The sequence below is a fragment of the Nocardia sp. CDC519 genome, from assembly GCF_059509835.1.
Map to the genome: position 1 here is coordinate 20135 of NZ_CM183377.1, position 16345 is coordinate 36479.

Consider the following 16345-nt stretch of genomic DNA (forward strand, 5'->3'; position numbering starts at 1 on the left):
CCCGCACGGCGCCGAATCGCCCGACGCACCCCGGTACGGCTGACTATCCTCGACGTCGTGCCATTCGCCCGCGCGATCGATGCCGACATCCACTACGAGGACACCGGCGGCAACGGTCCGCTGGTGCTATTGGCACACGAATTCTTCATGGACCGCACCATGTTCGCCGCGCAGATGGACGCGCTGGCCCCGGAGTTCCGCATCGTCACCTGGGATGCGCGCGGACACGGCCACACCAGAGACCAGGGCCTGCCGTTCACCTACTGGACCGCCGCGCGGGACGCGCTGACCGTGCTCGACCATCTCGGTGCCGAACGCGCCGTGGTCGGCGGCACGGCCCAAGGCGGGTTCACCGCCCTGCGCACCGCGCTCATCGCGCCCGAACGGGTCGCGGGACTGATCCTGATCAGCACCGAAGCACACGGGCCCACGCCCGAGCAGTCGACGGCCACACAGCGTTTCCTGGCCGAGTGGTACGACGACGGCTCCCGTCCGCGCGCCGTGCAACGCCTCGCGCACTGGCTCATCGGCGACCACGACCGGCATCGCTCGGTGTGGACCGAACGCTGGCTCGCCCACGACCGCCACCGCATCGAAGTCGCCGCGGGCTGCCTGCTCGGCCGCGATTCGGTGCTGGACCGGCTGTCCGAGATCAGCTGCCCGGCCCTGGTCGTGCACGCCAGCCACAGCGGCATCGCCCGCGAGCGCGGCAAACTGCTCGCCGAATCGATTCCTGGATCGACGTTCGTGGAAATCGACGGCGCGCGGCTGGCGGTGACGATGACCCATCCGGACCCGGTCAATCACGCGATCCGGCAGTTCCTGCGCGGCCGCGCCGTCAGCTCCGCCGGTCGCGGCCGCTGAACACCATCAGGCGCGGACGCTGAGTCCGACCTTCTGGAACTCCTTCAGATCCGAGTATCCGGCCTTCGCCATCGAACGGCGCAGCCCGCCGACGAGGTTGAGCGAACCGAACGGATCATCCGACGGCCCGAACAACACCCGCTCCAGGCTCGGCCGCACCGAATCCTCGCCGTCGCCACCCAGCTCCCACGGATCGTCCACATGCAGCAGCGAACCGCGCGGGACCGAGGGATGCGCCGCGGCCGACGGCCAGTACCAGCCGCGCCCCGGCGCCTCGGCGGCCGCGGCCAGCGGCACCCCGATCATCGCCGCGTCCGCGCCGCAGGCGATGGCCTTCGCCAGCTGACCCGAGGCCGCGATATCGCCGTCGGCGATCACATGCACATAGCGGCCGCCGGTCTCGTCCAGGTAGTCGCGGCGCGCCGCGGCGGCATCGGCGATCGCCGTCGCCATCGGGACCCCGATACCCAGCACCTCACCGGTGGTGGTCGCGCCCGGGTAGGAGCCGTAACCGACGATGACGCCTGCCGCGCCGGTGCGCATCAGATGCAGCGCGGTGCGGTGATCGCTCACCCCGCCGGCCACCACCGGCACATCCAGCTCGGCGATGAAGGTCTTCAGGTTCAGTGGCTCGCCGTCGCCGACGTGCTCGGCGGAGATGATCGTGCCGTGCACCACCAGCAGGTCGATGCCGGCCTGCACCAGCGCCGGCGTCAGCGACTGCGCGTTCTGCGGACTCACCCGCACCGCCGTCGTCACGCCTGCGGCCCGCACCTGCGCGACCGCCGCCGCCAGTAGATCGGGCTGCATCGGCGCGGCATGCAGCTCCTGCAAGAACGAGATCGCCCGGTCGTAGCCACCCTTGGCGACCAGATCGAGCAACTGCTCGATCTTGGCCGACACATCCGCGTGCCGCGCCCACAGTCCCTCACCATTGATGACGCCGAGGCCACCGAGCCGGCCGAGCTCGATCGCGAACTCCGGCGAGACCAGGGCATCGGTCGGGTGGGTCAGGAACGGGATCTCGAACCGGTAGGCATCCAGCTGCCAGGCCAGCGACACCTGCTTGGCCGAGCGGGTGCGGCGCGAGGGGACGATATCGATATCGTCCAGCTCGTAGGTACGGCGGGCCGTCCGGCCCATTCCGATCTCGACCATGTCGCGCACTGCTCGCTCCTGTATCTAATTGCGGCGCCTCCGGCGCCGCGTGTTCGCGGCCCCCGGTGTCTCGTGTTCGCGCGAGCGCTACTTGCCTTCGGCGTGCGCAGCGGCCGCGCAAACCCGAGACGGGCCGCGAACGGGGCTCCTCGAGGTCGCCCCTCCGTTGTCTGGACTTGCGGCACTTTGCATCGCAAGCTCGCGTCCGTGGGCAGGCCACGGCCAGGATTCTGTTTGTAGTGGATCTGGACACAGCGTGCCGTCACCGTCTACGAACGATACCCACCGTGGCTGGTTCCACGACTGCTGGCATGCCGGAGCGACCCGGACGAATCGGATGCCAACTCCGGGGCCGCCCAAGCCGCACCGGTCGTGCCGCGGGCACGGCCGACTCGGATCAGCCGCGGCCGGTGTAGTTCGGTGCCTCCACCGTCATGGTGATGTCGTGCGGGTGGCTTTCCTTCAGCCCGGCCGCGGTGATCTGCACGAACTGGGCTTCCTGCAACTCAGCGACGGACTGCGAACCGGTGTAGCCCATGGCCGCGCGCAGGCCGCCGACGAGCTGGTGGATGACCTGGTTGACCGGGCCGCGGAAGGGCACCCGGCCCTCGATGCCCTCGGGGACCAGCTTGTCCTCGGCGAGCACGTCGTCCTGGAAGTAGCGGTCCTTGGAGAAGGACTTGGCCTGCCCGCGGCCCTGCATGGCGCCCAGCGAACCCATGCCGCGGTAGCTCTTGAACTGCTTGCCGCCGACCAGGATCAGTTCACCGGGCGATTCGGCAGTACCGGCGAGCAGCGAACCGAGCATCACCGTGGACGCGCCCGCGGCGATGGCCTTGGCGATATCGCCGGAGAACTGGATGCCGCCGTCGGCGATGACCGGCACACCGGCCGGCTTGCACGCCGCGACCGCCTCCAGAATGGCGGTGATCTGCGGGGCACCGACACCGGCGACCACGCGAGTGGTGCAGATCGAGCCCGGCCCGACACCCACCTTCACCGCGTCCGCGCCCGCCTCGACCAGCGCCTGCGCGCCGGCGCGAGTGGCGATATTGCCGCCGACCACCTGGATGCGATCGCCGACCTCGGCCTTGACCTTGGTGACCATCTGCAGCACCTGCGCCTGATGGCCGTGCGCGGTATCGACCACCAGCACATCGACGCCCGCGTCGGCCAGCGTCATCGCGCGCGACCAGGCGTCGTCACCGACACCGACCGCGGCGCCGACCAGCAGGCGGCCGTCGCGGTCCTTGGTGGCGTTCGGGTACTGATCGGTCTTGACGAAGTCCTTGACGGTGATCAGGCCGCGCAGCCTGCCCTCACCGTCCACGATCGGCAGCTTCTCGATCTTGTGCCTGCGCAGCAGGCCGAGCGCGGCCTCCGCCGTCACCCCCTCCTGGGCGGTGATCAGCGGCGCCTTGGTCATCACATCGGCCACCCGGCGATCCTGGTCGACCTCGAAGCGCATATCGCGGTTGGTGATGATGCCGACCAGCGCGCCGGTCTCATCCACCACCGGCAGGCCGGAGATGCGGAACCGCGCGCACATCGCGTCGACCTCGGCCAGGGTGTCGGTGGGGCGGCAGGTCACCGGATCGGTCACCATGCCCGCCTCGGAGCGCTTGACCGTCTCCACCTGGCTCGCCTGATCGGCCACCGACAGATTGCGGTGCAGCACGCCCATACCGCCCGCTCGCGCCATGGCGATGGCCATCCTGGCCTCGGTGACGGTATCCATCGCCGAACTACACAGCGGGGTACGCAGCCGGATCTCCCTGGTCAGCTGGCTCGAAGTCTCGACCGAACTGGGAATGAGATCCGAGGCCGCGGGCAGCAGCAGCACATCGTCGAACGTGAGGCCGAGCATGGCGATCTTGTTCGGATCGTCACCACCCGTATGAGGGCGGACAGCGCTTCGTTCGCCCGGTACGGGATTACTCATTCGGATCGACCCCTCCTGGACGTCGACAGTGCCGCGAGGGCCGGACCGGCCTGCGGACTGTTTCATGGGATGGACTGTGCGGATCTGACACCGACGGGTGTCGGGTACACGTCGGCGGGTTTCACCTATGGTATCTGTCCGGTGGAACACGCCTCGAGTGAGGCCGCCGGGGAAACTGGCTGCGCGCATAGCTGGCGCAGACCGCCCTGTTCTGCGTACCGTGGGGATGTGCGTGACCATCTACCACCTGGCTTGCCGCCGGATCCATTCGCCGGAGACCCCTCCGACCCGTCGGCCGCGCTCGATGCCATCGAGCCGGGCGAACCGCTGGATCCTCATGAGCGCCTCGCGGTCGAGGAGGATCTCGCCGACCTCGCGGTGTATGAAGCGCTACTGGGCCATCGCGGCATCCGCGGCCTGGTCGTGAGCTGTGAGGACTGCAGGCAGGATCACTACCACGACTGGGACATGCTGCGCGCCAATCTGCTCCAGCTACTGGTCGACGGCACGGTCCGCCCGCATGAGCCGGCCTACGATCCGACGCCCGAGGCCTACGTCACCTGGGATTACTGCCGGGGCTACGCCGACGCTTCGATGAACGAGGCGTTCCACGGCGACGGCTTCGACGGTTTCGACAGCTGATCGGTTCCCTCGGCCACATCGGTCCGATTTCTCGGTCCGCCACGCGAACACGCCACGCGTGCGCCAGATCATGATGTGCGACATCTCACGCACCTTCCCACCGTCTGGAACAGCCACGGACACAAAAACACCGACCGTCTTCCGACGATCGGTTTCACCCGTCTTTGGATCCCGCTTCAGTTGTGGTGACCGTTGACCCGCGGTCAGCCCGTGGTCGCCCCACCCGTGCCCGGCGTGCCGGTGTCACCACCACCGGCCGACGGCACGGTGGTGATGACCGGGGGCTCGACGATGGTCGACTGCGACACCGTGGTCGGCGTGACCGGTGGTTGCGTGGTCTCCGGCGGCGTGGTCGGCTCGACGGTCGGCGGAACGCCGGTGTCCTGCGGGCCGGTCGTCGGCGGAGTGGTCGGTGCTGTCGTATCCGGAGCGGTGGTCACCGGCGGCTTGGTGCCGGACACCGTCGGATCCACGCCCATGATCGTGGGCGCGGTGCTGCCGCTGTCGCCACCGACACCGCCCGGCCGCGTGGTCTCGGGCCTCCCCGGACGTGCGGTCTCGTTGGGTGTCGTCGTGACTCCGCCCGGACGCGTGGTCTGCTCGAGCTGGGCGGCCGCCTCCGGCGACACCTTGCGTAGCTCGTCGAGCAGCTGCTGCCAGCGTTCCAGCAGAACTTCGCGCTTGGCCGGATCGTCCACCTGGGTCGCATTGGTCGACGCCTGCGCCAACCGAGCCCTGGCACGTTCGGGATTGCCCTGCTCGATCAGCTCCTGCGCCGCGGCCAGATCGTCGTCGGCGCGCTGCACCACGGTCGACTGGGCCTGCTCGCTGAACACCACTTCTTTGACCCGCCACAGCGGATCACCGGGCTCGGCGTTATAAGAGAAGGCCGTCATACCGCCGAACACCAGCGCCAAAGCCGCAGCGGTGCCCGCGATCGGGCGCACCAGCCGCAGCCGTCCACCCGCCTTGGCACCGACCCGCGCCTGGCGCGCGCCGATTTCCTGATTGACCGCCGCGACCACCGTGTCGAGATCCGGAGCATCCGGAATCGGTGGTGCGATGATCTCGGCCCGCCAGTCGGCCAGCAAAGCCGCCAACTGGAACTCTTCGGTGCTGTCGGTCTGGACCGGCCCGTCGCTGGCGATGGCATCGATCAGCGCGTCGTCGCGGCGTACCGCCGCGATGTCCACCGGAGCGTTGTCGCCAGAGGACCCCTCGGCGTAGGGACCGCTGTCCCGCGATCCACGTCGCGCCCTCCAGTCACCCCGACCGCGCCCGCCATCCCTAGCCATACATTTCACCTGCCCTCGCCACTTGTGACTTCAATTTCGCGAGTGCCCGGTGCTGGGCGACTCGTATAGCTCCCGCCGTACTGCCCACGGCGGTCGCGGTTTCTTCTGCCGACAAACCCATGACCAAACGCAGGATCAGGATCTCTCGATGCTTTTCCGGAAGCGTGGCAAGCAAACGGTTCATCTGCCTGCTCGTTTCCGATTCGAGAGCGCGCTGCTCCGGCCCGTGGTCGGTGGATATGACATCTGGTACTTCGGCCATCGCCTCCGCCTTGTTACGTGAGGCGTTGCGATGAGCGTCGGCGACCTTGTGCGAAGCGATTCCGTATACGAAGGCCATGAACGGCCTGCCCTGGTCTTGATACCTGGGCAGGGCTGTCATGACCGCCAGACAGACCTCCTGCGCAACGTCGTCCGCGGACAGCGATCCACGCTCCGCAGCTCCGATCCGTGCGCGGCAATAACGCATCACCAGCGGGCGGATCAACTCCAGTACCTGAGCTAGAGCGGATCTGTCGCCCTGCGCAGCGGCAGCGACGGCGAGGTCCAACTCTTCGCCCGTGTGCGTCATCGTCAGAGATTTTCCTGGCGTTACAAGTGGCACGGCCGGTATCGGCCGATGCTTCCGCGGGTGTAGCGGAACGGATCTAACAATAGCGACACCCGTTGCCGAACCGGGCATCTGCGTCGTCAACCGGCTCCCGACCGGGGCCGATCGGAGCATGCGACGAATGTCAGCCCGCGGCGGCCGGACGGAAGCGCCCACCGAGCCGTTCGATGGCGCCTGCGCATTCGGCTGCCTCGCGCTGTGCCGCAGTGCGATCGATGTCACGTACCGCCACTCCGGTCCGCAACATGGCACAGGCCCAGCGCAACGGCAGCAACCCGTGCGCACGACATTCGGCGGCGACGGTCTCGGCGAGCTCGCAGGCCCGCTCACCGGACCCGGTGGCGGCGGTCGCCGCGGCGAGCAGCAGTCGCGATTTCACCTGATGTCGCACCGAAGGGCCTTGTTCGGCGAGGGCGAGCGCAGCCTCGGCCTGGGGCAGGGCCGCGGCGAAGCGTTCCGACGCGAGCGCGGTCTCGGCGCTCACCCAGTGCAGCCGGATCGCCGGCCGCAGCCGCTCCTGGCTCGGCGCTTCGGCGGCCTCGCCGAGCAGGGCGCGCACCCGGGCGAGTAGGGCGGCGGCCAGATCGGTGCGTCCGGTGCCGAGCGCGTCGGCGGCCAGCCCGGTCAGCGCGTCGCAGGCGGCGTCGAGCCGGTACGGCGCGTGCCCCTCCTCCGTGCGGGCCTCGGCCGCGCCGGGCACGGCGAGCGCCGCGGCGGCCCCGTCGTGCCGGGCGGCGACGGCATGCCAGCCCAGTTGACGGAGCAGTGAGCCGCGGGTGGATGCCGCGAGAGCCGCGAGCATCGGGTCGACCCGATGCTTGTTCACCTCGCGCAGTTCGGCACGGGCGGCGGCGTAGCGGCCCTGACCGCCGAGCGCCACCGCGCGCAGCCAGGCTTCACGCGCATCGCGGGCGACCGGCAACTCGGTAGCGGACACGCCTGGTCGGGCGCCGAAGGCGGCGTCGGCGAGTAGCGCGCCGTGCGGGTCGTGGCGGGGAACCGGGACGAACACCGCCGCACTCTATCCCGGCCCGTCCCGCGTCCACCGCCCCCGGCGCGGCCATGCGGACCACGAGCAACCGTTCAGCTTTCTTTTGCGCGCGAAGCATACAGAGAAACGAATGTGTCGGTACACGTCATGTTTCCATCAGGTAAAACTCGCCCCGGCAATCGGCCGGCATGCGCCCCTCGAATTCATATGCGTTTCGCGCAATTAACCCGTGCGCCCCGTTATCGCCATCTCCCCCTGCCCGGATCACACCCCCGGCGGAGCGGTTCGGCAACGCCGGGCGGGCGATGCCGGATCGACGATCGAACCAACATCCTGAATACAGCCGCCACCTGCGCTGATTCGCGGACGCCGAAGACGTGGCGGCACAGCGCCGTCGAGCCAACCGGCCATTATCGCCGGAAGGAACGTTAAAAGTAAACAGTGCCAAGGTTAAATTTGGCCGCTGAACATTTGAGAAACCGCTGCGCCGAACTATTGACGGAAATTCGCGGCGGGACCTAACGTAACTCATCGCCACGGACGGCGCCGCGCGAAATTGCAGCGACCATCATTGGCGGGCTCTCGGACGACACACGCCGCACCGTGGCCGGAATGTGCCCGGCCGGATGACCATCCGCGCCGGGAGAAGTTGCAGACCACCTGCTCGACAACGTCGACGAGCTCGCACCACGAGGAGTTCACACATGCCCATGCCCACCCACCTTCCCGGACCGAACGCCGATGTCTGGGATTGGCAGATGCGCGGATCCTGCCGCGGCGTGGACTCCGCGGTGTTCTTCCATCCCGACGGCGAGCGCGGTCGCGCCCGTACCGCGCGCGAGATGCGCGCCAAGGAGATCTGCCACAGCTGCCCGGTGCTGATGCAGTGCCGCAGCCACGCCCTCAAAGTCAGCGAGCCCTACGGCATCTGGGGCGGCATGTCCGAGACCGAGCGGGAGATGCATGCCCGGCGCAATCGGCGCCGGATGGCGGTCTGAGTCGCCGCTGGTCACGCTCGTACGCCCGCGTTCGCGACGGATTGCGAATCCCTTCCCATCCACATCGCGCAGGGCGCCGAATCCCTAGCAACAACTGCTGACAGCACTATCGGTCGAGTCGCGCGCCGGCACACGGTCGTTCGGCTCGTACGCACGACAACGCCCGTCAGGCCCTCGGTCACCACCGAGCGCGCCTGTCGGCGTCGAAACGCACGCTGCCGCACAGGGCCCCTGCCGAGCGAATCCGATAGCGGCACGCTACGGTAGTGACCGATGACACAGAATGGAGCGTTGTGACAACGCGGCCGCCGGCCGCAGAGGGCGACTCGTTCCGTGGAGAAGCCTTTCCACTCAGCGTGGAATCTGCGGTCTCGGCACGCGCAGCTGAAAGCATCGAACTCGCCGCGCTTTTGCATCGGTGTGGCCAGTCCGACCAGGAAGCCTTCGCCGAGCTCTACGACCGAACGTGTGCGCGCGTCTACGGTCTGGTGTTGCGCGTCCTCCATGACCCGGGCTATGCGGAGGAGACCGCGCAAGAGGTCTATCTCCAGGTCTGGCGAACGGCGGCGAGTTTCGATCCGGACAAGGGGTCGGCCGCCACCTGGCTGATGACGCTGGCACATCGCCGCGCCGTCGACCGGGTGCGGGCCGAGCAGGCCCATACCCAGCGCGAAGTCGCTTACGGGATACGGGTTCTCGGCAACGACTTCGACGAGGTCACCGAGGAGGTCGAGCGTAAATTCGAACAGCAGGCCGTCCTGGCCAGTCTCGGTGACCTCACCGAAACCCAGCGGGAGGCCATCTCGCTCGCCTACTACGGCGGGCGAACCTACGCCGAGGTGGCCAGCCATCTGGGCGTAGGGTTACCGACCGTTAAGTCCCGAATTCGGGATGGATTGACACGACTGAAGAAAAGTTTGGGGGTGACGTGAGATGAACGAACGGCAGATCGATCTCGCGCACACCGTCGCGCTCGGATCGATCGACGACGAAGACCATCAAGCGGTACAAGAACTGCTCGACAGTGAAGACCCTGCTCGGCGTGCCGAGTTCATCACCGAGGTGCACCTCACCAGGGAGGCCCTCGGAGCGCTCGCCGCCGCGACGGCTGTTCAGCCGCCGGCGGCGCTGCGCGGGCGGCTGCTCACCGCGATCGCCGCGGAGCAGCCGCCGGTCGCTTCCTGACTTCTTTCCCGGGGATCGCCCCGGATTCTCTTGCGGTGTTCCGCGTCCCGCGCTCGAACGGCCGAAAGACGAACGGACCGTTCACGTCCGTGGGAACATGAACGGTCCGCTCGATCAACCCGAAGGCCGCGGCCTGCCCGTCAGTGGCTGTGGCCGTGCCCGTGATCGTCGCCCTCGTCGGCGGGCTTGTCGACGATCGCGCTCTCGGTGGTGAGCACCATCCGGGCCACCGACGCGGCGTTGATCACCGCCGAACGGGTCACCTTCACCGGATCGACGACGCCGTCGGTGAGCAGATCGCCGTAGCTGAGGGTGGCGGCGTTGAAGCCTTCCTTGCCCTCGGCGACCTTGCTGACCACGACCGAGCCGTCGACGCCCGCGTTGGTGGCGATCCAGTACAGCGGCGCGCGCAGCGCCTGGCGGACCACCTCGACGCCGACCGCCTCGTCGCCGGACAGCGACTCGCGCAGCTCGACCAGCTTGGCGCCGGCCTGCACCAGGGCGGTGCCGCCGCCGGGGACGATGCCCTCCTCGACCGCGGCCTTGGCCGCGCTGACCGCGTCCTCGACCCGGTACTTGCGTTCCTTGAGGGCGGTCTCGGTGGCCGCTCCGACCTTGATCACCGCGACGCCACCGGCCAGCTTGGCCAGCCGCTCCTCGAGCTTCTCCCGATCCCAATCGGAATCGGTTGCCTCGATCTCACGACGCAGCTGGGCGCCGCGGGCCGCGATGTCCTCGGCGGTGCCCGCACCGTCGATGATGGTGGTGTCGTCCTTGGTGACGACGACGCGGCGGGCCTTGCCGAGCACCTCGAGTCCGGCCTCACGCAGGGTGATGCCGAGGTCGGGGTTGACCACGGTGCCCGCGGTGACGACGGCGAGGTCGTCGAGGAACGCCTTGCGGCGGTCACCGAAGAACGGCGCCTTGACCGCGACGGCCTTGATCGTCTTGCGGATGGCGTTGACCACCAGGGTGGACAGCGCCTCGCCCTCGACGTCCTCGGCGATGATCAGCACCGGCTTGCCGGATTCGGCGATCTTCTCCAGCAGCGGCAGGAAATCGGGCAGCGAGGTGATCTTTTCCCGGTGCAGCAGGACGTAGGCGTCCTCGAACACGGCCTGCTGGGTGTCGGTATCGGTGACGAAGTAGGGCGAGAGGTAGCCCTTGTCGAACTGGACACCCTCGGTGACCACGAGCTCGGTCTGCAGCGTCGAGGACTCCTCGACGGTGACCACGCCGTCCTTGCCGACGGTGGTCAGCGCCTTGCCGACCATCTCGCCGATCTCCTCGTCCCGCGAGGAGACGGTGGCGACCTGCGCGATGGCCTGCTCGCCGGAGACCGGGGTGGCCTGCGCCAGCAGCGCCTCGGAGACGGCGTCGGCGGCCTTGGCGATGCCGGAGCCGATCGCGATGGGGTTGGCGCCCGCGGCGATGTTCTTCAGTCCGGCGCGCACCAGGGCCTGAGCCAGCACGGTGGCGGTGGTGGTGCCGTCACCGGCCACATCGTTGGTCTTGGTGGCGACGCTCTTGACCAGCTGGGCGCCGAGGTTCTCGAACGGGTCCTCGAGATCGATGTCGCGCGCGATGGTGACACCGTCGTTGGTCACGGTCGGGCCACCGAACGCCTTGGCGAGCACGACGTGCCGGCCGCGCGGGCCGAGGGTGACCTTCACCGCGTCGGCGAGCTTGTCGACACCGCGCTCGAGAGCCCGGCGAGCCTTCTCGTCGAACTCGATCTGCTTTGCCATATGTGTTCGCTCCTGTGTTTCGGTGCGCTGTCACAGTGCGCGGAACGCACTCCGCCCCGGGGTCAGAAGTCGACACCGGGGCGGAACGCCATGCGCAGCGATGACTTACTTGCTGACGACAGCCAGCACGTCGCGCGCGGACAGGATCAGGTATTCCTCACCCTGGTACTTGATCTCGGTGCCGCCGTACTTGCTGTAGATGACGGTGTCGCCCTCCTGGACATCCAGCGGGATGCGCTTCTCGCCATCCTCGTCCCACCGGCCGGGGCCGACGGCGACAACGGTGCCCTCCTGCGGCTTTTCCTTCGCCGTATCCGGGATGACCAGGCCGGAGGCCGTCGTCGTCTCGGCCTCGTTGGCCTGGACGAGGATCTTGTCCTCGAGCGGCTTGATGTTCACGCTCGCCACGTTGAGCCCTCCACTTTCAGGGGATAACGGTCGTCCGGAACTGTTGTCCCGGACCATCGGTTCGGTCACGATGCCGACGCCTGCGCACAGCCCCGTCGTCGCGGGTGCCGGGACCTGCTCAGTAGTCGAACTGGCACTGGCACACACATCACACAGCGCCACTAGCACTCTATACACGAGAGTGCCAGCGCTCAAGGGCGGGCTGTGCCAATCGGCCGGATCGTCCGCACAGCTGTCGCCGCAGCGCAGGGCCGATCTCTACATTCGGCACGCCCCCAGCGCCGAGGGCTTCCTATTACTTCACAAAATCTGTAACGTTCGGATAACGGATTGTGACAGTATGGACGACGGTCGCTCAGCGGCCGCCGGGTTCATCACGAACCGGCGTCCCGGCGAGCGACAGGCCGTCACGAACGATCCGGCCAGCTGCACAGTAGAGCCCCAAGCAACACCTGATCCACAACCGTCCCGGCGCCCAAGAGGCAACGAGACGGCCCGGATAGCGAACCCGGTTCGATCGTCATCCACGCGGTGCTCCGGGAGTCCATTCGAGATGGTCGCCCGACACCAGGACCATCCGCTCGAAGGGAGGTGAACATGCGAACATCCCTCGGTATCTCCGCCGGGAACGAGGTGGTGTGCTCGGCGCTCGTCGCCACCGCCGGGAACGGAGCCCAGAGCTTCGATTACCGCGTGGTGTCGGCCGACGCCCATTCCGATCTCGGCGATCTGGTCGCCTCGTCGATCGAGCTGATGACCACCCAGCTGCCGACGACCCATCCGCACGATACGGGCTACGCGGGCACCAAGGCCTTCGAACTCGACGCGGCGCTGAGCAGCCCGCCGACCGCTGTCGCGGTCGCCTACCGCAGCAAGGCCCAGGCCCAAGCCATCCGCTCGGCCACCGGCAAGCAGCACGAGCTCCAGCTGGTGCCCGAGGCCACCGCCGCGCTCGCCTTCCTCCGCCACACCGGCCTCGTCGACCGATACCGCACCGTCGCGCTGGTCGATGTCGGCGCGTCCGGAGTCACCGTCACCGTCGCCACCCAGGCCGACGGCACGGTGCTGCATTCGGCGCGCACCACCACCGTCGGCGGCAACGCCATCGACGAGCTGATCTACCACCATCTGGTCGACGCCCACTACGCCCGCCGCGGTACCCGCCCCAACCGGACCATGCTCACCAACCGGGGCCGTGCCGCCAAGGAGCACCTGTCCATCGCGCCCGCGGTCACCATCGACCACGTGGCCGGACGCCCCCTCAAGCTCACCCGCACCGACTTCGAGGAACTGATCGCCGATCAGCTGCGCGAGCTGGCCGCGTTCACCGCGGTCACCTTCGGGCGCGCACCCGAGCGTCCGGAAGCGGTCTGCGTGATCGGCGGCGGTGCCAATGTTCCCGCCGTGGTCGAGACTCTGCAGCACGAACTCGACATCCCCGTACTCACGGTCCCGGATCCGGACGCCGTCATCGCCAAGGGCGCCGCGCTGCTCGCCGACGAGACCCAGCCCGCCGCGGGCTCGGTCGCCGCGCTCGCCGCGGATGCGCCGGTGGGCACGTTCACCAAGGTCGTCGGCACGCTGGCCGGTGCGATCGTGGTCGTCGGTCTGGTCATCGGCTACGGGGTGAAGGCGCTCGCCCCGACCTCCGGCGAAGAGGTCTCCCCGGCGGGCACCACCAGCAGCACCGAGCTACCGCCGACGATGACGTCCTACCCGCCCGCGGTGCCAGGCAGCGCCACCACCGGCGGCGAGCGCGAGTCCCCGGTCCGTCCCACCGGCACCACGATCGCCCCGAGCCCGAGCCCCGATCAGCTGCCGAGCACCACCGGGGTCGCACCGACCACCCCGCGCAGCTCGTCCACCCAGCCGACGCTGCGCCCCGATCCGAACCTGCCGTCGATCCCGTTCCCCGAGCTGCCGGAGCTGCTCGGCCCGCTGTTCCCGCCGAGCACCACCGCGCCATCGGGTTCGGGGGCCGCGCCCGAGACGGGCCGCGAAGGCGCCGACACCGAGCCGAGCACCAGCGGCACGCCCACACCGGGCGCCGCGCCGACGACCGTTCGGCCGAGCGGGCCGCCGGCTCAGGCGCCCGCGCAGGGCCGCGTGCCGATTCCCCGGGCCGGCACGGGCTCGTCGGATGGACAGCCGACGGCACCCACGCAGTGAGCGGGCCGGTGGTCGGCCGGCCGCGTGGTCTGCCGGCAGTGAACCGGCTCAGGACACCTGACTGACCGATACCGGCAGCCCCGGATCGGTCGCCACGGTCAGCGGCGAGGGTTTCGCACCACCCGCGATCACGTGGGCGCCGAGCGCCGCGATCATCACTCCGTTGTCGGTGCACAGCCGCGGCTTCGGCACTCGCAGCTCCAAACCGGCCGCCGCGCAACGCTCTTCGGCCAGCGAGCGGATCCGGGAATTGGCCGTCGCGCCGCCGCCGAGCACCAGCGTGCCGACGCCGACGTCCTGCGCGGCGCGCACCGCCTTCATGGTGAGCACGTCGGCGACGGCCTCCTGGAACGAGGCCGCGATATCCGGGATCGGCAGATCCTCCGTGGCCACCCCATCGCGTTGGGCGGCCTCGACATAGCGAGCCACCGCGGTCTTCAACCCCGAGAACGAGAAGTCGTAGCGGGGATCGCGCGGGCCGGTCATGCCGCGCGGGAACGCGATGGCCTTCGGGTCGCCGGAGCGGGCGGCCGCGTCCAGCGCGGGGCCGCCGGGGAAGCCGAGGCCGAGCAACCGCGCGACCTTGTCGAACGCCTCGCCCGCCGCGTCGTCGACGGTGCTGCCGAGCTCCACGATCGGCTCGGCCAGATCCGTGACGTGCAGCAGGTGGGTATGCCCGCCCGAGACCAGCAGCGCCACACACGGCGGCATTGGACCGTGCTCGAGCGTATCGACCGCGACATGGCCGCCGAGATGGTTGAGCGCGTAGAACGGCACATCCCATGCCGCCGCGTACGCCTTGGCGGCGGCGACTCCCACCAGCAACGCACCGGCCAGGCCCGGCCCGATGGTGACCGCGAGAGCGTCGGGGGCGACGATGCCCGCACTCGACAACGCGCGCCGCATCGCGGGCACGATCGCCTCCAGATGCGCACGCGAAGCGATCTCGGGCACGACGCCGCCGAAGCGGGCGTGCTGGTCGACACTCGAGGCGACCTCGTCGGCCAGCAGCTCACAACTGCCGTCCGGATGGCGCCGCACGATGCCGACACCGGTTTCGTCGCAGGAGCTCTCGATACCCATGACGATCACGACAGCACCTCGTCCGGTCGATTCGCCTCGCCCCACTGCGCGCCCGCCGACGACAGCGCGGGCCTGCGCATGGTGTAGGCGTCGGCTCCGCTGGGATGGTAGTAGTTCTTGCGCAGGCCGATGATGTGGAAGCCGTGCTTGGCGTAGAGCGCGATGGCCGCGGCATTGTCGGTGCGGACCTCGAGGAACACCGGCCCGCCGCGCACGGCGGCCTCGGCGAGCAGCGCTTCGAGCAGCTTGGTGCCGATACCGGCGCGATGGCATTGCGGGTCGACGCCGATGGTGTGCACCTCGGCCTCCGGATGTTCGTCGTCACCGAGCAGCGCGATGCCCGCGTAGCCGACCATGCGGCCGTCCTCGTCCCGCGCGGTGATGTAGCGGTTGTGCCCGGCCGCGAGCTCGGACCGGAACGACACCGCATGCCACGGATCGTCCTCCGGGAACAGCAGTTGCTCGAGTTCCACGCAGCGGTCGATATCGGCGACCGTCATCGGTTCGATGCGGATGCCCACGGCTACGCCCCTGTCCGATCGAGGGTGCGGTAGCTCTGCTCGACCGCGTCCGGCCTGCGCAGATACAGCGGGACCAGCGGATCGGGCACCGCGCGAGCCAGCACCTGGGGTGCCGCGACCCGGACCAGCCCGGCCGGTGACGGGGTCTCCACCGGAAGCACCGGCAGGTCGAACAGGTCCACGTGCGAGGCGGACCCCGCGATGACGGTGGCCTTCTCGGTGTCCAGCTCGGCCGGTTTACCGACCTCGGGGCCGGCGACGCGACGGCCGATGCCGCCGAGCGCCCACGGCTCGTCCTCGCGGTAGCGCGCCGAGTACACCTCGCGACGTCGCGCGTCGGTGACCACCAGCAGCTCCGCGCCGGGGGCCAGGTCGCGGGCGCCGTCGGCGGCGATGGCGTCCAGGCTGCACACGCCGTACACCGGGATGCCGAGGGCGTCGCCGAAGGCCGCAGCGGTGGCCATGCCGACCCGTAATCCGGTGAACGGTCCGGGGCCGACGCCGACCACGACGGCCGCGATATCGGTCCTGGATCGCCCTGCCTCGGTGAGGCATTCGAGGATCTGCGGGGTGAGCACCTCGGCGTGGGCGCGGGCGTCGACCCGCACCCGGACGGCGATGGTGCGCACGTCGGCCGGTGCCTCGGCACCGGCCGCGGACTGCTCCAATTCCACCAATCCCGCTGTAACGGCGGGCGTCGCGGTGTCGACAGCAAGTACAAGCATGATTGG

Annotated in this window: 16 protein-coding genes; 6 read left to right on the top strand and 10 right to left on the bottom strand. The window is 69.1% G+C overall.

Annotated elements, in window-relative coordinates:
* Positions 1 to 57 precede the first annotated feature (57 nt).
* On the top strand, positions 58 to 864 hold the full coding sequence (locus AC5W7N_RS00115; RefSeq protein WP_163816980.1) for an alpha/beta fold hydrolase: 807 nt from the start codon (positions 58 to 60) through the stop codon (positions 862 to 864).
* Positions 865 to 870: 6 nt separating this feature from the next.
* Here AC5W7N_RS00115 and AC5W7N_RS00120 read toward each other — a convergent pair whose 3' ends face one another.
* A complete protein-coding gene (locus AC5W7N_RS00120; RefSeq protein ID WP_036533472.1) occupies positions 871 to 2031 on the bottom strand; it encodes a GuaB3 family IMP dehydrogenase-related protein in 1161 nt (386 codons plus the stop codon).
* Positions 2032 to 2419: 388 nt separating this feature from the next.
* The gene (gene guaB / locus AC5W7N_RS00125) at positions 2420 to 4030 is read right to left on the bottom strand and encodes an IMP dehydrogenase (protein ID WP_375139427.1); all 1611 of its coding nucleotides are present in this window, start codon (positions 4028 to 4030) and stop codon (positions 2420 to 2422) included.
* Between the two features lie 162 nt (positions 4031 to 4192).
* Between guaB and AC5W7N_RS00130 the strand changes: the two genes are divergently transcribed.
* On the top strand, positions 4193 to 4606 hold the full coding sequence (locus tag AC5W7N_RS00130; RefSeq protein WP_036533470.1) for a DUF5319 domain-containing protein: 414 nt from the start codon (positions 4193 to 4195) through the stop codon (positions 4604 to 4606).
* Positions 4607 to 4809: 203 nt separating this feature from the next.
* Here the strand turns inward: AC5W7N_RS00130 and AC5W7N_RS00135 are convergent, their stop codons facing one another.
* The 3 genes from AC5W7N_RS00135 to AC5W7N_RS00145 all read right to left on the bottom strand — a co-directional run bounded on the left by AC5W7N_RS00135 (position 4810) and on the right by AC5W7N_RS00145 (position 7523).
* Positions 4810 to 5799, bottom strand: a complete 990-nt coding sequence (locus tag AC5W7N_RS00135) for an anti-sigma-D factor RsdA (RefSeq protein WP_324197395.1) — start codon at positions 5797 to 5799, stop codon at positions 4810 to 4812.
* Positions 5800 to 5893: 94 nt separating this feature from the next.
* A complete protein-coding gene (locus tag AC5W7N_RS00140) occupies positions 5894 to 6472 on the bottom strand; it encodes a sigma-70 family RNA polymerase sigma factor (RefSeq protein ID WP_036533448.1) in 579 nt (192 codons plus the stop codon).
* A gap of 163 nt (positions 6473 to 6635) precedes the next feature.
* Positions 6636 to 7523, bottom strand: a complete 888-nt coding sequence (locus tag AC5W7N_RS00145) for a hypothetical protein (RefSeq protein ID WP_195020665.1) — start codon at positions 7521 to 7523, stop codon at positions 6636 to 6638.
* A gap of 683 nt (positions 7524 to 8206) precedes the next feature.
* Between AC5W7N_RS00145 and AC5W7N_RS00150 the strand changes: the two genes are divergently transcribed.
* The 3 genes from AC5W7N_RS00150 to AC5W7N_RS00160 all read left to right on the top strand — a co-directional run bounded on the left by AC5W7N_RS00150 (position 8207) and on the right by AC5W7N_RS00160 (position 9685).
* On the top strand, positions 8207 to 8500 hold the full coding sequence (locus tag AC5W7N_RS00150; RefSeq protein WP_036533446.1) for a WhiB family transcriptional regulator: 294 nt from the start codon (positions 8207 to 8209) through the stop codon (positions 8498 to 8500).
* Between the two features lie 356 nt (positions 8501 to 8856).
* Positions 8857 to 9432, top strand: coding sequence for a sigma-70 family RNA polymerase sigma factor (locus AC5W7N_RS00155; protein ID WP_163817018.1), 576 nt, complete (start codon positions 8857 to 8859; stop codon positions 9430 to 9432).
* 1 nt (position 9433) lies between these two features.
* Entirely contained in the window at positions 9434 to 9685 is a 252-nt protein-coding gene (locus AC5W7N_RS00160) for an RskA family anti-sigma factor (protein WP_104362060.1), read from the top strand.
* Between the two features lie 140 nt (positions 9686 to 9825).
* Here AC5W7N_RS00160 and groL read toward each other — a convergent pair whose 3' ends face one another.
* Complete coding sequence (gene groL / locus AC5W7N_RS00165) at positions 9826 to 11433, bottom strand: chaperonin GroEL (protein WP_163816988.1); 1608 nt, start codon at positions 11431 to 11433, stop codon at positions 9826 to 9828.
* A gap of 105 nt (positions 11434 to 11538) precedes the next feature.
* The gene (groES, locus tag AC5W7N_RS00170; protein WP_014349218.1) at positions 11539 to 11841 is read right to left on the bottom strand and encodes a co-chaperone GroES; all 303 of its coding nucleotides are present in this window, start codon (positions 11839 to 11841) and stop codon (positions 11539 to 11541) included.
* Between the two features lie 597 nt (positions 11842 to 12438).
* Here groES and AC5W7N_RS00175 point away from each other — a divergent pair.
* Positions 12439 to 14010: a DUF7159 family protein gene (locus tag AC5W7N_RS00175; protein ID WP_163816990.1), complete on the top strand. Its 1572-nt coding sequence runs from the start codon at positions 12439 to 12441 to the stop codon at positions 14008 to 14010.
* A gap of 48 nt (positions 14011 to 14058) precedes the next feature.
* Here AC5W7N_RS00175 and tsaD read toward each other — a convergent pair whose 3' ends face one another.
* Genes tsaD through tsaB form a run of 3 tightly spaced genes read right to left on the bottom strand, consistent with a single transcriptional unit; the run spans position 14059 to position 16339 of the window.
* Complete coding sequence (gene tsaD, locus AC5W7N_RS00180; protein ID WP_163816992.1) at positions 14059 to 15102, bottom strand: tRNA (adenosine(37)-N6)-threonylcarbamoyltransferase complex transferase subunit TsaD; 1044 nt, start codon at positions 15100 to 15102, stop codon at positions 14059 to 14061.
* Positions 15099 to 15614, bottom strand: coding sequence for a ribosomal protein S18-alanine N-acetyltransferase (gene rimI, locus AC5W7N_RS00185; protein ID WP_163816995.1), 516 nt, complete (start codon positions 15612 to 15614; stop codon positions 15099 to 15101). The genes tsaD and rimI overlap by 4 nt, the downstream gene beginning before the upstream one ends.
* 2 nt (positions 15615 to 15616) lie before the next feature.
* Positions 15617 to 16339 (bottom strand): tRNA (adenosine(37)-N6)-threonylcarbamoyltransferase complex dimerization subunit type 1 TsaB, encoded by a 723-nt coding sequence (tsaB, locus tag AC5W7N_RS00190; protein ID WP_495922989.1) that lies wholly within the window; start codon positions 16337 to 16339, stop codon positions 15617 to 15619.
* Between the last annotated feature and the right edge of the window lie 6 nt (positions 16340 to 16345).

Excerpts from the sequence above, each read along its gene's own strand:
- guaB (WP_375139427.1), bottom strand. The coding sequence starts at position 4,030 with ATGAAACAGTCCGCAGGCCGGTCCGGCCCTCGCGGCACTGTCGACGTC.
- AC5W7N_RS00140 (WP_036533448.1), bottom strand. The coding sequence starts at position 6,472 with ATGACGCACACGGGCGAAGAGTTGGACCTCGCCGTCGCTGCCGCTGCG.
- AC5W7N_RS00150 (WP_036533446.1), top strand. The coding sequence starts at position 8,207 with ATGCCCATGCCCACCCACCTTCCCGGACCGAACGCCGATGTCTGGGAT.
- AC5W7N_RS00160 (WP_104362060.1), top strand. The coding sequence starts at position 9,434 with ATGAACGAACGGCAGATCGATCTCGCGCACACCGTCGCGCTCGGATCG.
- groL (WP_163816988.1), bottom strand. The coding sequence starts at position 11,433 with ATGGCAAAGCAGATCGAGTTCGACGAGAAGGCTCGCCGGGCTCTCGAG.
- AC5W7N_RS00175 (WP_163816990.1), top strand. The coding sequence starts at position 12,439 with ATGCGAACATCCCTCGGTATCTCCGCCGGGAACGAGGTGGTGTGCTCG.
- tsaB (WP_495922989.1), bottom strand. The coding sequence starts at position 16,339 with ATGCTTGTACTTGCTGTCGACACCGCGACGCCCGCCGTTACAGCGGGA.